Source organism: Paenarthrobacter nitroguajacolicus, assembly GCF_007786235.1.
In the GTDB taxonomy this organism is placed as follows: Bacteria; Actinomycetota; Actinomycetes; order Actinomycetales; family Micrococcaceae; genus Arthrobacter; species Arthrobacter nitroguajacolicus_A.
Map to the genome: position 1 here is coordinate 116,921 of NZ_VNFK01000003.1, position 15,607 is coordinate 132,527.

A 15,607-nucleotide genomic window follows, 5' to 3' on the forward strand; every position below is an offset into this window, starting at 1 on the left:
GCCATTCAGCCCCAGTGCGGGGGCTTTTGCTCCTTCAGCCACTGCTCATGGTCGTAGCCTGCCTCGTCGCCCCATCGACGAGGGTCGTCTTCGGCAGCCTTGGTGGGAAGAATACCGCCGGAGCTGGGCTTCACTCCTGCTCCCTTCGCGTCTGCAGCGTCGCTTTCTGTGCTGCTGAGTGATTCGCCGGATTCTTCCACGGAACTGTCTTCTGCCTCTGTTCCCCGTGCCGTCATTGGTGCTTCCTTCTTGTCCTCAGCGACGTCGGAGTCGTCGCCGGCAGCGTTAATGGATTCGCCGTCCGCCCGTCGAGCCGAACTCCGGCCGAACGTTGGCTTCGCATGGTCCAGATTCAATTGTTCAACATCCATGTCCAGGAAGCCATGCTGAGGCGAGGCCGCAGGCTGCGGAATGTGGTTCTCGAGCCCCAGGTAAGAACCGATCCGATCAGCGCAGGAGGACGGGTCAGTGAAGACCTCAATGGTCCACAGCGACATGTATCGCCACCCCATGCGCTCCAGCAGTTGCGGCCGCAACCGGCTGCGTTCGCGGACACTCATGCGCCTGTAGCGTTCGGTGCCATCGGACTCGATGGCAACCGGCGTAGGGATCTCAGCGCCCTCCCTGCCAATCGTGTGCACAGGGTCAGCCGCCGCCGCGATGTCCAACACGCCATCGTAGAGGTGCCAGACACGGGCACCCCGGGCGCGCAGGCGTTCCCCCAAGTCAGCTACCAGGGGGTCCTCCCCCAGGGCCTGCTCACTGGCGACGGCACGGGACGCAGGTGTTCCGAGGTTACTATTTCCGGAGAGCTCCCGGTCCAGCAGTTCGTAGAAGTCCACCGCACCGTGGGCAAGGCGGTCAAGATCCAGGTCCTCAGGCCGGAAGCAGCTCAGGACGTGCATGGAACGGCGGGCGCGGGTCATCGCCAGGGCGAAGCGGTTCCGCCCGCCTTCCACGGACAGCGGACCGAAGGAATGAAGCGCGCGGCCATGCGGAGTCCGGCCGTACCCCAACGAGAAAATAACGTGGTCCCGCACAAGGCCCTGGGCGCGCTCAAGGTCCACCACCCGGAAGGACTCAGGACCGGCGCCAAAGAAAGCAGACAGCAAAGAATGGTTAGGCAACTGCAGCCTGATGGCCTCGCCGATCCGTGCGGCGTGACGCAGGCTGGCCGTCACTACAGCCAAGGACGTGCGGGGCCTGAGCCTGGCGTGTTCGAAGACAAGGTCCACTACGCGGTTGACTTCGGCGGTGACGGACTCCACACCCTCATGGTCAGCCCCGGGGAGTCCGGTTCCGTCGGGAATGTACTCCACATGGATTGAGCGATCCAGCCCCGTGACCGAGTTGCCATCGGGCAGCCGGCGGAGGCCGCCGTCGTAGTAGTTCTTGCTTAGCTGAAGGATCAAGTCCTCATCCACCGCGCGGTACACCCAGTTCAGCTGCCAGGTAGGCAAAACCCTGGCCAGCGCCTTGAATGCACTGTCCACATTCTCGTGGTTGGCCACGCCGGCAACCGGCGGTTCCACTGCCACACTGAACGTCCGCGCGTTGGCGATCTTCGCATCACCGAAGGCAACCACCTGTTGCGCCCGGGCAATGGCGGGGAGAACGGCCTGCAGGGACGTGGATTCGGCGTCGATGATCACTACGGCGTCAAACTTCTGCTCTGCAGGAAGTACGCCGGTGAGCAGGTACGGGCTGACCGACCACACCGGGACCAGCAACGGCACCAAGTCCGGAGCTTGTGCGCTCAGGGCCGGCAAGGTGACCCGTCCATCCTTCAGCAACGCACGAAGCAGTTCGGCCTGCCGTGGATGTTCCAGGATCCCCTGGCGCCACTTCTGGGCCAACTGCCACCGAAGCCGGGCAGCGCCACTGGCGATGTGTGCCTGATCCGCAAGGCGGTACTCGGCCTCAAGTCGACGCAGGGAGTCGCCGTCGGACATAGCGAGGTAATCATCACCACTGATCATGGCCTCCAGCGCGGACTGCCACCACGCCAGGTCCAGCTCGGCGGCCACCGACGAGGCGGGTACTTCTCGCGCGGCGAGGTCGGCAAGCAATTCGCCAAGGCCATGCTCGCGCATTTCCTCGATCAAGAGCGTGCGCTCGGGGAGCGTCTCCAACGTGGCGGTATCCGCGACAAGCCGTTCCAACCGCTCCATGAGCTCCAGGTATGGCACTTCGTGGAGGGAGCCTCCAGCAGATGTGTGCTTCAGGGCCTCACCGAGACGGCGCAATTCACCATCAAGTTCCCGGTACAAAGATCCAAGATCCGCAAGCCCGGAAGGCACTGCAGGATGGCGTTGCGTGGTGGCGTAGCCCGCCCACAGGGCACGCTGCTCCTGGACCAGGACCAGGGAGCTGTGAAGGTCTGCGATGTGCACGCCGGGCCGCACATATTCCTTCGCCACCCGCCGCAGCCTTGAACGCTGCATGGATGGCATCTCCAGGTTGCGCTCACGCCGCCAGGCAGAGCTGGCCGTAGCGGAAATGAGGTCGTGGACCGGCCGGTCGAAGATGTCGGGCGTGAACTTATCCAAGCTCTCCCGCACGGCGATCAGCAATTCCAGCTGGGCACCCCACTCACTGAGTGTTTCTCCCAGCCTGATCTCCGCGTGATCGGAAACCTGCTTCATACGGTCCCGCAGGACGGGGAGCTTCTCCTCGGCCAGGCGTGCAAGCTGTTGCGCTTCCTCGGTCTCCTTGCGGGTAACCAGGCGGGCGCCGTACCAGGGGCTCGAGGTGGAAGCCCTGCTGAAGCTGCCCAGTTCGGCAGCCCGACGCAGGCGCCCAGCCAGCTCCTCACGGTCCTTGATGTTGTCCAGGACGCTGCGCTTCAAACGAACAGTGGTTGATGGCGCGGGGTGAATGGACGTCAGCTCTGCAAGCGACTGCATCGCCTGGTACGGCGAGCACCCCCACCGCTCACGGACGTTGTGCAACGAGGCGACGTGGTCCATGAGGGCGTGACGGTGTCCGGTCAGGGTCTGGTGGAGGTTGCCCAGTTGTGGTTCAAGGGCTTTCTCGTTGCGCATGATGGCCCGGACCAGTTGGCCCTTGAGCTGCTGCGGCGTGGTGCCGTTGCCGGGACGGAAAAGCATCGAATCCAGGCCAAGCGATTCCAAGTGGGCGGAGAGACCGGCGAGGCTGGACTGCCTGTCCCCCACCACCAGCACGGACTTGCCTTCGCTGACCAGGGCGCCGATGGCGTTGATGGCCGTCTGTGTCTGCCCGCTTCCCGGAGGGGTGCTGACCACCAGGGAGTCCCCGGCGCGAACGGCATCCACCACGTACTGCTGGTCCGTGTCTGCATCAAGCAAGAGAAGTTCATCAGCCGGGTCCCTTTGGTCCAGGCTGGAGAACCTGCCGGCTTTGATGGACTCCGGTTCAATGTCGCCGCCATTGGCTGCCGTAGCGAGCGCGGCAACGACTGGGTTGTTGGTGTTGATCCAGGGATCGTCCAGATTCCCCGACAGGTCGGCCAGAGTGGTGACCAGCAGGTTGAACTCCACCTCGGCGCCGTGAATGGGCTGAACCAGTGTGGACAACCGGTCCAGGACCGGTTGGGGATCGAGCCTGGCCGTGTTGTAGGCCATGCGGGCTACGGCGTTGACGTCGAAGACGATGCCGTGGACAGTTTTCAAATGGCGCACCAAGGCCGGGTTCATGCGGGCTTGCTCGGTGAGCTGAAGTTCGAAGTCGTCTTCGCCCGGCCTAACGGTGAGCACGATGGAGGTCAGCATGACGGGTGCCGAGACGCGCTGCGGCTTGCCGCCTACAGCCGATGTCCACACCACCGTTCCGGCTGACAAATACCCGGCTTCGATACCGCGATCGTTGCTGAGCTCGAAGATCTTGGATCGGATGTTGCGCGCTGCCCGCGCAGCCACCAGATATTGTTGCCTGTCCCTGATCAGGGTGGACAGGCGTGTTCGCCGGCCCGCCAGTAACTGCGCCAGCCCGGAAGGGTGTGCGTTACTAAGATCTATGGCGCCTTCCGGCGTCTTGACGAAACGCAGCATCGTGTCCGCCCCGGTGACGGGCTTGAGACCAGACAGCCATTTCCGGAGCTCTTCGGAGCCCTCTTCGTGGCCTTGACCTACTGACACAACTTCTGCCTTCTTTTCTGTACTAGCTTTAGACGCCTTGGACCATACCGGCATACTTTCGAGGGTAGCGGGAATACCCGGTCAGCCCGCTCCGCAACGCTGTTCCGACGCGAAATTCGCCGTCATTTCACAGGTGCCTGCCGATTCGCGGGTCATCGGCACTCCCGATTCAAGCACAGTGGCCGGCCTCCCGAAGGAAGCCGGCCACTCACAATGCTATTCCCACTCGATGGTTCCCGGTGGCTTGCTGGTGACATCCAGCACCACGCGGTTTACGCCGTCCACCTCATTGGTGATGCGGTTGGAGATCCGGGCCAAGAGGTCATACGGCAACCGCGACCAGTCAGCCGTCATGGCGTCCTCGGAAGACACCGGACGCAACACGATCGGGTGGCCATACGTACGGCCGTCGCCTTGGACACCAACGCTGCGGACATCGGCCAAGAGGACCACCGGCATCTGCCAGACGTCGTTGTCCAGGCCTGCGGCGGTCAGTTCCGCCCTGGCAATGGCGTCAGCCTTGCGCAGCAGGTCCAAACGTTCCTTGGTCACTTCACCGACGATCCGGATTCCCAAGCCGGGACCCGGGAACGGCTGGCGGCCGACGATTTCCTGTGGCAGCCCGAGCTGGGCACCAACGGCACGCACCTCGTCCTTGAACAGGGCACGCAGCGGCTCGACGAGTTCGAACTGCAGGTCCTCCGGGAGCCCACCCACGTTGTGGTGGCTCTTGATGTTGGCAGCGCCTTCGCCCCCACCGGATTCGACAACGTCCGGGTACAGCGTGCCTTGGACCAGGAACTTGATCTTCTCGCCTTCGGCAGCGGCCTGGGCGATGATGGCCCGCTCCGCTTCCTCGAAGGCACGAATGAATTCGCGACCGATGATCTTGCGCTTGGTTTCGGGATCGCTGACACCGGCAAGCGCAGACTGGAAGCGCTCCTGCTCGTTGGCAACATACAGGTTGACGCCCGTGGCTGCCACGAAGTCGCGTTCGACCTGCTCGGCTTCGCCTTCACGCAGGAGTCCGTGGTCCACAAACACACAGGTCAGCTGGTCCCCCACGGCCCGCTGGACAAGTGCAGCTGCGACAGCGGAGTCGACGCCGCCGGACAGGCCACAGATGACCTTGGAATCGCCGATCTGCTGGCGGATACGATCCACCTGCTCTTCGAGGATGTTGCCCGTGGTCCAGTTGGGGCTCAGGCCCGCACCCTTGAACAGGAAGTTCTCCAGGACGTGCTGGCCGTGGACGGAATGCTTGACCTCGGGGTGCCACTGCACGCCGTAAAGTCGCTTCTCGTCGTTGGCGAAGGCGGCCACCGGTGCGCCGGCCGTCGAGGCCAGGACTTCGAAGCCCTCAGGGGCCTCGTGGACGGAGTCGCCGTGGCTCATCCAGGTGTTCTGGGATGAAGGGACGCCGTCCAGAATGGAGCGGGCATCGCCTACGACGAGTGCTTCGGTGGCGCCGTACTCCCGGAGACCCGTCTGGGCCACCTTGCCGCCTAGGGCGTTGGCCATGGCCTGGAAGCCGTAGCAGATACCGAAGACCGGCACTCCGGCTTCGAAAAGGTCAGCGCCGACGCTCGGGGCTCCCTCGGCGTAAACGCTCGAGGGGCCACCGGAGAGGATGATGGCTGCCGGGTTCTTGGCCAGAAGCTGCTCGGTGGTGAAGGTATGCGGAACAATTTCCGAATACACATTCGCTTCGCGGACGCGGCGGGCAATCAGCTGCGCGTACTGGGCACCGTAGTCAACAACCAGCACCGGCTTCTGGGAAGTCTGGGGTGCGGTGGGAGTAGTCACCAAACAAGACTACTTTGCCGGGCCACCCCGGTGCACGTTGACGGGGTGGGCCAGGGGCCAAAACAGCCCCCGCAGTTAGGCATCTCACATTGGAACGCCCGCATGCCCTAGTAGCGCTTGGACGCCTGCGGGTTGGCTGCGAGCTCTGCTTCCACCTGTGCATGGAACTTTTTCTCCACAATGAAGGACAGGAGCGGGATCACGCCGCCCAATGCCAGGAGGATCATCTTGGAGAACGGCCACCGCATCAGCGACCACAAGCGGAAGTTGGACACGAGGTACACCACATACATCCAACCGTGCACGATCAGCACCGAAGTGGAAATGTTGAATCCGCCAATGACGCCCTTGGGCTCGGACTCTGCAAAGCCGAAGCCGAACGGCTGGCCGGTAGCCGCGTTCGTGCCACCCGCGAAGAGAGAAACACCAAAAATGTAGCGGGCGATCAGTTCGGCGCACAGCAGGAGAAGCATAGCACCGGTGAGGTAGGCCATGACTTTGTAGAACTTCAATGCCGAACGGATCTGTGCTTCCGTTCCGCCGAACCGCCGCTTCTTGGGCTTGGGTCCTGATTGCTCGGGCTGGCTGGCCGGTTTGGGCTCAATCATTGCTGCACCTTTTGTTCTGGCTCTGGGGTTGTAGGTTCTTGGCTTGCCTCAGCGGTGTCCGGCTCGTCGTCAAAGTCGCCGTACTCGTTGTCGTCTTCGTCCTCTTCGAGATCTCGCCGGTAGTCGTCCTTGACCAGTCGCCACCAGATGAAGATGGAGAAGCCTGCGAAGACCACCCATTCCACCGCGTAGAAGAGGTTCAGCCAGTTGACCTGCTCGGCAGGGGGCTGCGGCGGAATGTTGAGGGCCTTGACGTTGTCGCCGAGGGGTATGGGTACGCCGTCGGCCACTTCCGACGTCGCGGCGATGAAGCCCGGGTAGCTGGAGACTTCCCATTTGTTGATGAGCTCCGCGGCCGACACCGCAGACGCGCGGCCTGGACCGGCGTCGACGTTTGGCGTTGGCGCTTCAGACGGGATGAGGCGACCGGTCAACGTCACGGTGCCCGACGGCGGCGGGCCGGCTTGGGCGGCATCAGCCACCCAGCCGCGGGCAACAGGGATCCATGTCTGCGGAGACGCAGCAACGCCGCTCAACGCGGGGGCGTCATTAACGGCGAAGGCGGAGACGATCCAGAATCCCTTTTGGTTGTTGTACAGGCGGCCTTCAACCAGCACCTGCTTGCCGGGGTCGTAGCTTCCGGTCGCACTGACCATCTGGTCAGAGACGGAGCCCGGGAAGAACTGGCCCGGCTGGAGGACATCCACCAGCGGTTTCACTTCTTCGATGCTGGACGGCGCGGGAGGCTCGTGCTGGGCAGACCGGCTGAGCTGCCATTGGCTGAGCAGCACAAACACCCCGGACAACAGAAGCGCAAAGACCAGTCCTGCGATCCAGCGGGGTTTCAACGCGGTTTTCAACACCCCTTAACCGTACTTCGTCCGGCTGTAGAACAACGAAACGAGGGCTGAGGCCAGCCTCGAGTGGGGCAGCAGGGTCCCTGGGTGGCGACGGAGTCGACGCGAAGGGCCTGCCCCACTCTTCTAATGGTCGAAGAACACCAGGCTGGAGTTGATGAGCTCGGAGATCACTTCGGGATCGTGAGCCCGCCGCAGGGATTCGCGGAATGACTCCTTCGACAGGGAACGCGCCAAGGTGGCCAGGACCTCGAGGTGATCGGAGAAGGAACTGGCTGGCGTGGCGATGAGGAGGATGAGAGTCGCCGGTCCGTCGGTGGCACCGAAATCCAGGGCGTGTCCGAACTTGGTCACGCCCACGGCGATGGAGATCCTGTCCACGAATTCGCTGCGCGCGTGGGGCAGGCCGATGCCGCCAGGCAGTCCCGTCGCGAGTTGATGCTCCCGCGAATGAACCTGCTCAAGGAAGCCCTCAAGATTCGAGATCCTGCCGGCATCGTGGAGCTTGTGGGCCAGCTGGGCAGCTGCGTCGATCTTGTCCTTGGCGACAAGCTCGAGGATGACAGTATCCGGGGTTGTCAGTTCCGCGTCATACCGGTCAAGTGGTTCAGCCAAGTCGTGTTCCCTCCAGTGTGGCCTCCCGGCCTCAGTTCCATGTGCTGGTCAGCGAAGGGGGACGATGTCATCCACTCCCATGCGCGCAGCATCGGCCGATTCGTCATCGGGTTGCTGCTGACTGAGTCGTTCAGCTTCCACGCGCGCAAGGTAGTGCTTGATTTCGCTTTCTCGCTGAGTCTCGCTCCAGCCAAGGATTTCTCCCATCAGCTTAGCTACAACGGGCGCGGCAGACACACCCCGGTCCCACGCTTCGATGGAGATTCGGGTGCGACGGGTCAAAACGTCGTCCACGTGACGGGCGCCCTCATGGGTTGTCGCGTAGACAACTTCTGCGGCGAGGTAGTCATCGGCACCGGGAAGGGGTTCCCCCAATTCCGGCCGGCCGGAGATGATCTCCAGGACCTCCGGTGTCATGGATCCGAAGCGGTTGAGCAGGTGCTCCACGCGCGCCACGTGCACCCCGGCTTGTTCTGCCGACCGGCCCCTCCGGTTCCAGGCCGCTTTGAATCCCTCGGCACCGAGCAGCGGAATAGTGTCCGTGCAGCTCGACGGAACGCGTTCGTCCATGGCCCGCGTTGCCTCGTCCACGGCGTCTTTCGCCATAACCCGGTAGGTGGTGTATTTGCCGCCCGCAACCACTACCAGCCCGGGCACAGGGTGCGCCACGACGTGTTCACGGGACAGTTTGGCGGTGGAATCGTTGTCACCTGCCAGGAGCGGGCGGAGACCTGCGTAGACGCCTTCGACGTCCTCACGGGTCAAAGGACGCTTGAGGACTTTGTTGACGTGCTCCAGGACGTAGTCGATGTCCTTGCTGGAAGCGGCCGGATGAGCCTTGTCCAGCGTCCAGTCGGTATCGGTGGTACCGATGATCCAGTGGCGGCCCCAAGGGATGACGAAGAGCACGGATTTCTCGGTACGGAGGATGAGGCCCACCGTGGACTGGAAGCGGTCCCGCGGCACCACCAAGTGGATTCCCTTCGACGCACGGACCTTGAGCTGGCCACGGTCAGTCACCATGGCCTGCGTTTCATCAGTCCACACACCGGTGGCGTTGACCACTTGCTTGGCCCGGACTTCGAAGACACTGCCGTCTTCCTGGTTCTCCACCTTGGCCCCGACGACGCGTTCACCCTCACGAAGGAAGTCCACCACGCGCACTCGATTGGCGGCATACGCACCGTAGTGCGCGGCAGTCCTGACCAGGTTGACCACCAAGCGCGCGTCATCCACCTGCGCATCGTAGTAGCGGATGGATCCGACGAAGGCATCATCTTTGAGGCTGGGAGCCGCCCGCAGGGTTCCGCGCCGGAAGAGATGCTTGTGCATGGGGACGCCGCGGCTGTGTCCGGACGTCAGACCCAGGGTGTCGTAGAGCATGATGCCCGCCCCAACGTAGGGGCGCTCCCAGAAGCGGCGGGTCAGTGGATACAGGAACGGCACAGGGCGTACCAGATGCGGTGCGATCTGTTGGATCAACAGCCCGCGTTCCTGCAGGGCTTCCTGGACCAGGCCGAAATCGAGCATCTCGAGGTACCGAAGTCCGCCATGGATGAGCTTGGACGAGCGGGAGGATGTGCCGGAGGCCCAGTCCCTCGCCTCGACGATGCCCACAGTCAGGCCTCGGGTCACCGCATCCAGTGCAGCACCGGCTCCCACCACCCCGCCCCCGACAATCAGGATGTCGAGCTCCTTGCCGGCCTCGGCGGTAGCTTTCAGGACTTCGATCGATGCGGCACGGGATTCCGGGCTCAGTGCTCCCGGGGAACTCACCTGCGGACCGCCTGCGACATTGCTCATCGGACCCCTCCTCAAACGCAACAGCTGGTAGTCCCCTACCCTACTTGCTGCTCGTCGCCTTGGGCAGGGCTGCCAAACTGACGGCAGGGCTGCCGAGCTGACGCGTCCCGGTCGAAATCCGAAAAAGGGCCCCGAGAGCAAACCGTGGTCTGCTCCCGGGGCCCTCCTTATGAAGGCTTAGCCGAGGTACGGCGAGACGACGACGTCGACCCGCTGGAACTCCTTCAGGTCCGAATAGCCGGTGGTCGCCATCGAGCGACGCAGGGCGCCAATGAGGTTGGAGGTGCCATTGGTGTGGTGCCCCGGTCCGAACAGAACTTCTTCCAGCGGGCCTACAGTTCCGACGTTGACCCTGTCGCCGCGCGGGAGTTCAAGGTGATGGGCTTCCTGGCCCCAGTGCCAGCCCTTGCCGGGGGCTTCTTCGGCCCGCGCCAGTGCGCTGCCCAGCATGACGGCGTCGGCGCCCATGGCAACTGCCTTGACGATATCGCCCGAGGCGCCCATACCGCCGTCGGCAATGACATGCACGTAGCGGCCGCCGGACTCATCAAGGTAGTCCCGGCGGGCGGCGGCGACATCGCTGATGGCCGAAGCCATCGGCGAGTGGATGCCCAGGGCGCGGCGCGTGGTTGTGGTGGCACCGCCGCCGAAGCCGACCAAGACGCCGGCCGCGCCGGTGCGCATGAGGTGCAGCGCCGGGGTGTATCCGGCGGCACCGCCGACGATCACGGGAACGTCGAGTTCGTAGATGAACTGCTTCAGGTTCAACGGCTCGTGGTTCTTGGAGACGTGCTCGGCGGAGACAGTGGTGCCACGGATGACGAAGATGTCCACACCGGCCGCCAGGACCGTCTTGTAGTGCTCCTGGGTGCGCTGCGGCGTCAGGGAGCCTGCCACTGTCACTCCGGAGGCGCGGATCTCGGCAAGGCGGCTGGTAATGAGTTCGGGCTGGATGGGTGCCTGGTAGAGATCCTGCATGCGCCGGGTAACGGCGGGGCTCGCGGTTTCTCCGGCGAGCGCCGATATCTCATCCAGCACGGACTGGGGATCTTCGTAGCGGGTCCACAAGCCTTCAAGGTCCAAGACACCGAGGCCGCCCAAGCGACCCAAGGCAATGGCGGTTTCCGGCGACATGGCCGAATCCATGGGCGCTGCGATCACCGGAATGTCGAACTTGTAGGCGTCGATCTGCCAGGAGACGGAGACGTCCTTGGGATCGCGGGTCCGGCGGTTGGGGACGATCGCAATGTCGTCCAGGGAGTAGGCACGACGCCCACGCTTGCCACGGCCAATCTCAATCTCATAAGTCACGGCTCTTACTTTACTGGACCCCTCCCGGAACCCCGATTCGGCAAATGGCGTGGGCACTTCACAATGGGCTAAGAAGGCATTGAACGAGACTTGGCCGGTGCCGGTTCCGGTTCCGGGCCCGCTGGCTGCTGCCGCGGGTGCCGGGCAGTGTTCACATGGGCAGAGGTGCCCATGGCAGCATCCTGGACATATCCGATAGCCTGCGGAAATACACCACACCATGCAAGGGGGAACCATGGCGCCCGGATTCTACGGAGCCGACATTGAACAGCTCCGCTCGTTGTCCAAACAAATGGGACAGGCCGGGAGCCGACTCCAGAACCAGGAACTTCAGGTCAACAGCCTGATCTCCAGCGTGGCGTGGAAAGGAACCGACGGAGAGCGCTTCCGCCGCGAGTGGAGCAGCACGCTGCGGCCCATGTTGCACAAGGCATCCCGTTCCCTGGATGACGCGGCCACGGTGCTCCGCACCCAGGCCGACGAACAGCAGAAGGCCAGTACCCAAGGTGGCCCCCTCGGAGGCGGGTCAGGCGGACCAGGCGGGTCAGGCGGGTCAGGCGGGCCGGGCGGACCCAACGCCCCACAGGTTCCCGGTGGCAATGGAAACCACGTCGGTCCAACCACTGGCTTGGAAGGCCTTCTCGGCGTCACCGGAAGCCAGGGATGGTGGGCCGGAAACGCCCTGGTAACCGCGAACGGCGTGGTGGCGGACTCCATCCTGGCCCAGATGGCACGAGGCGGCTTGGTGACGGAGCTGACAAAGTGGCCTTGGCTGAGTGCCCAGTACGGTCAGGCCGCCGGCGCCGGCTATGTCAAGGGCACCCAGCTGCTCAACGGCAGTTCGATGCTTGGCCGCCTCTCGGGAGCACTGGGAATTGTGACCGGTGGCTTCCAGGTCTACCAAGGCATCCAGACAGGACATCCCGGAGTTGCAGTGGACGGCGGCATCTCCGCTGCCTTGGCTGTGGGCAGCTTTATCCCGGTGATTGGCCCTGCCTGCGCCGTTGCCGGCATCGCGTGGGGCGGTCTGGGCCTCCTGGCCACCAACATGGGCTACGACTCCGCTTCCTCCATGATCGCTGATGGCGCCCAGCATGTCTGGGAAGGCGCCCAGGACGCTGCCGGGGCAGTGGCCGACGGCGCGAAGAAGGTCTGGGGATGGCTCACATGATCGCGCGACTTCCTAGACTGGACACAGAACCGATCGAGAAAAGGCAGAAATGACCACTCAGACCGAAGAAAACCAGGCATTGCTCATCACCGAACATGAGCTCATTGCTCTCATCGCGCTGGCTGGAACCGACGGCGCCCTGAGGTGCCAGACGCTGTTCCGCCTCGACCACGCCGCAGGGGCGCCGCTGGAACAAGCCGGTGTCTCCACGTTGCTGGAGCGTGGGCTGATGAAGATCGAAAACGACGCACTCCTGCCGGTCGGGCCTGCTGCAACGGTTACGGCTGTCCTGGCGGACTCCACGTCATGGCTGGAATCAGCCCTCGTCACCCCTGCCTCGGAACATGTCTCCTTCATGTTCGGCGCAGAACAGGGTGCACTGCTGCTCAACCTGAGTAAGTACGGCGTTCACGAACTGCACCCCATTACGGGCTCCGAGGGCATGGTCACCACGGCCGTGCAGATGGCCGACTACTATCTGAACCAGGCGCCGGACGGATTCCCCGCGGCCGCCACGACCCGCCGCCATTTCAAGGACGGAACGTCCCGCGCAGTACACGTCAAGGCGGAGGCCGACGGTTCCCTTTCGATCGCTGCAGGCGAGGGCGAAAATCTCGAGTCCTCAGCCCTCGAGCGTGAGCAGCTCGATGCCCGTATCCGCGCAGGTCTGGAGCAGTACCCCGGGTGAGCTACCAGACAGGCCCCTCTCCACTTTTCCACTCCGACCGCCCCCTGGACTATTGGCTGTCCCCGGAGCTCGCCGCCATCACTCCGGCGAGTGCGCGTTCCCGCCTGCGTGAAATCGCCGGCGCGCGTGGCGCCTACATGGGCGCTTGGGCGGCCGGAACCGGACTCGGCGCGTGCCTCGTCCTCTTAGGCGCTGTCCTCTCCGTTCGGCTTGGCACGTTCGCGCCCCTTCCCGCCCTCGGCCTTCCCGGAGCTGCAATTGCTGTGTTCTGCGGCGTTTTCTATGCTCGGGTGCGGGACCGGTTGCCTAAAACAAGCCGAGCGCTGGTCAATCGTGGGCCCGGGAGCCTGCGAGGGGCACTGTCCTTCGTGGGGTTCATCCTGATCGTCTTCATCGGAGTGTTCGCCTTCACGGCTAAACCATCCACCTGGCAAGACCCCGAAGTCCTGCTAACGCTGGCCACGGTGCTTGCGTTCCTCATCTGCCTCCTCGTGGCCGCGATCATCATCCCGGCCACCATCCTTGGCCGTTCGCGGGAATCACTTCGTCGCAAGGCTGCCAATGACCCTCACTTCAGGGCGCTTCTGGAACAGGACCTTGCCACTTGGCGCGATCCCTACGGTGACGCCGGGTACGGTCCGCTCTAGGCCTCAGGACTTTTCCGGCTGGTCTCGTCCACTGAAAGCTGGGATTCGAACATCCGGAAGTACCGACCACGCAGGGCCACGAGTTCCCGGTGGGTACCTTGCTCGGCGATGCGCCCATCCTCCAGCATGTACACGATGTCCGCCTTCTCAATGGTGGCAAGGCGGTGGCTGATGGCGATGATGGTGCTGCTCCGGTCAGCGAAGAGACGCGTGAAAATGCGGTGCTCCGCCAAGGCGTCGATGGCGGAGGTGGGCTCGTCCATGACCATGAACGAGGCATCCCGGTAGAAGTTGCGCGCCATGGCCAGCCGTTGCCACTGCCCGCCTGAAAGCCCGCTCCCCTTGCGTCCCCGGGGATCTTCCATCCAGTTGCTGACATGGTTCTCCAGGCCGTTGGGCAGTTTGTTGATGAATTCCATGGCCTCGGCGTCGGAGGCTGCCCGCCGAATGCGGTGATCGTCCCGGGGCTGGTCCACATCCCCGAGGTAGATGTTCTCCGCCGCGGTGGCGAACTCGTATTTCAGGAATTCCTGGCTCAGGACGGCGAGGTGCCTGTGCCAACTGGTGATATCGATCCCGGCGAGGTCTGCGCCGTCGAGCAGTACTTGGCCTGAATCAGGCCTATACAGTCCCGCCAGAATCCGGATCAAGGTGGACTTTCCTGCGCCATTCTCGCCGACGATCGCGATGTGCTGGCCGGCCTTGATGGTCATGGAAATGCCCTTGATGACCTCGATGTCGCTTCCCGTATAGCTGAAGCGGATGTCGCGGAGTTCCACGGTGGAAGGAGACGACGGCAGGGGCTGTTCTTTGCCACTGGGAACCGGCAGGGCCATGAAGAGCTCATAGTCCTTGAGGTTTGCGAGATCCTCGTCAATGGAGCTCAGGGAGGACACCAGGCTGTTTGCTGTGGACAACGCACGGCTCACGATCTGCTGCACATACAGGAATTGCCCCACAGGCTGGGCCCTGGCGATGATCTGTCCAACAACCCACACCAGCGAGACGACTTCGGCACCGTACTGCAGGGAATCAGCTGCCAGTTGCTTGGGGATGTACCGTTTTTGGAAGTCCAGCCGCCGGCGCTCATCAGCGTCCCGCAAACGGGACCGCAGGTCCATGAGGTACCCAACGATCCCGTAGAGCCGCATCTCGGCAATGTGCTGGGGCCGGAGCAGGTTCTGTTCGATCATCCGGCGCTGCCGCCGGGAATCAACCTGTGTGTTCCAGTGTGCGATCTGCTCGCGCGACAGTTTGAACTGCAGGTAGACACTGGGCACGATCGCCACCAGCACAATCACGGCGATCCACCAGCTGACCAGCAGCAGCGCCCCAATGGCGAGGATCACGGAAACAAGCTGCGTGAAAATGGCGGCAATTCGGTCCAGGACCCTGGCATAGGAATCGGAGAACCGCTTGGCGCGGTCGTAGAGGTCCACTGTTTCTTTGTCGTCATAGCGCCAGAACTCCAGCGCCAGGAAACGCTGGTACATCATGTCGCCCACGATTGCGCCGACCTTGAAGCTCATGAGCTGCTGGATATAGCGGTCCACGCTGCTGAAGGCGCCCCAGAACAGCCCAAGCGCCGCCGTGATGATGACGTACAGAATGGCCCGGGGGCCGGCGTCGGGGTCTCCTGCGTAACCGGCGGCCAACGCGGTAGTGGTCAGCGCGGCAAAGTAGGTGGTGACCAGCGGCAGGGTGGCGGAGATCAACGAGCCGGCCACCTTCATGAGGACGGCAACGGGCGAGGCTTTGAAGCTGACTTTCAGGACCTGCCCGACGGCGCGTGCATAGGGCCGCAGCGCCAGCTTGCGGGGCGGCGTCTTGACCGGTTGGACTGAGTTCAGTCGGACCGACTCCGGGTGCCGCGGTTGCGCGGGCTTTTCAGACATGACCCCAGCCTATGCTTGTGGACCGACACTATTGCCGCCTCCTTAAACAGCTGTTCCCCGCGGATGCTTCCACGGGGAACAGCTTGGA

11 protein-coding genes are annotated in these 15,607 nt (G+C 63.5%); 3 read left to right on the forward strand and 8 right to left on the reverse strand.

The window, feature by feature from the left end; all coding sequences use genetic code 11:
- Positions 1–5: 5 nt before the first annotated feature.
- From FQP90_RS04515 to FQP90_RS04545, 7 genes are all read right to left on the reverse strand, one after another.
- Complete coding sequence (locus tag FQP90_RS04515) at positions 6–4,172, reverse strand: DUF4011 domain-containing protein (RefSeq protein WP_144648540.1); 4,167 nt, start codon at positions 4,170–4,172, stop codon at positions 6–8.
- A gap of 162 nt (positions 4,173–4,334) precedes the next feature.
- A complete protein-coding gene (guaA, locus tag FQP90_RS04520; protein ID WP_011775506.1) occupies positions 4,335–5,924 on the reverse strand; it encodes a glutamine-hydrolyzing GMP synthase in 1,590 nt (529 codons plus the stop codon).
- A gap of 107 nt (positions 5,925–6,031) precedes the next feature.
- A complete protein-coding gene (locus tag FQP90_RS04525) occupies positions 6,032–6,532 on the reverse strand; it encodes a DUF3817 domain-containing protein (RefSeq protein WP_144648541.1) in 501 nt (166 codons plus the stop codon).
- The gene (locus FQP90_RS04530) at positions 6,529–7,395 is read right to left on the reverse strand and encodes an SURF1 family protein (protein ID WP_144648542.1); all 867 of its coding nucleotides are present in this window, start codon (positions 7,393–7,395) and stop codon (positions 6,529–6,531) included. The genes FQP90_RS04525 and FQP90_RS04530 overlap by 4 nt, the downstream gene beginning before the upstream one ends.
- A gap of 120 nt (positions 7,396–7,515) precedes the next feature.
- Positions 7,516–8,004: a PTS sugar transporter subunit IIA gene (locus tag FQP90_RS04535; protein ID WP_144648543.1), complete on the reverse strand. Its 489-nt coding sequence runs from the start codon at positions 8,002–8,004 to the stop codon at positions 7,516–7,518.
- Positions 8,005–8,052: 48 nt separating this feature from the next.
- A complete protein-coding gene (locus FQP90_RS04540) occupies positions 8,053–9,807 on the reverse strand; it encodes a glycerol-3-phosphate dehydrogenase/oxidase (RefSeq protein ID WP_144648544.1) in 1,755 nt (584 codons plus the stop codon).
- Between the two features lie 177 nt (positions 9,808–9,984).
- Positions 9,985–11,118, reverse strand: a complete 1,134-nt coding sequence (locus FQP90_RS04545; RefSeq protein ID WP_144648545.1) for a GuaB3 family IMP dehydrogenase-related protein — start codon at positions 11,116–11,118, stop codon at positions 9,985–9,987.
- 235 nt (positions 11,119–11,353) lie between these two features.
- Between FQP90_RS04545 and FQP90_RS23235 the strand changes: the two genes are divergently transcribed.
- Genes FQP90_RS23235 through FQP90_RS04565 form a run of 3 tightly spaced genes read left to right on the forward strand, consistent with a single transcriptional unit; the run spans position 11,354 to position 13,624 of the window.
- On the forward strand, positions 11,354–12,289 hold the full coding sequence (locus FQP90_RS23235; RefSeq protein WP_167510408.1) for a WXG100 family type VII secretion target: 936 nt from the start codon (positions 11,354–11,356) through the stop codon (positions 12,287–12,289).
- A 49-nt stretch (positions 12,290–12,338) separates the two neighbouring features.
- A complete protein-coding gene (locus FQP90_RS04560; protein WP_144648548.1) occupies positions 12,339–12,977 on the forward strand; it encodes a hypothetical protein in 639 nt (212 codons plus the stop codon).
- On the forward strand, positions 12,974–13,624 hold the full coding sequence (locus FQP90_RS04565; protein WP_144648549.1) for a hypothetical protein: 651 nt from the start codon (positions 12,974–12,976) through the stop codon (positions 13,622–13,624). The genes FQP90_RS04560 and FQP90_RS04565 overlap by 4 nt, the downstream gene beginning before the upstream one ends.
- On the opposite strand, the gene FQP90_RS04570 is transcribed toward FQP90_RS04565, so the two are convergent.
- On the reverse strand, positions 13,621–15,519 hold the full coding sequence (locus tag FQP90_RS04570) for an ABC transporter ATP-binding protein (RefSeq protein WP_144648550.1): 1,899 nt from the start codon (positions 15,517–15,519) through the stop codon (positions 13,621–13,623). The genes FQP90_RS04565 and FQP90_RS04570 overlap by 4 nt on opposite strands.
- Positions 15,520–15,607 lie beyond the last annotated feature (88 nt).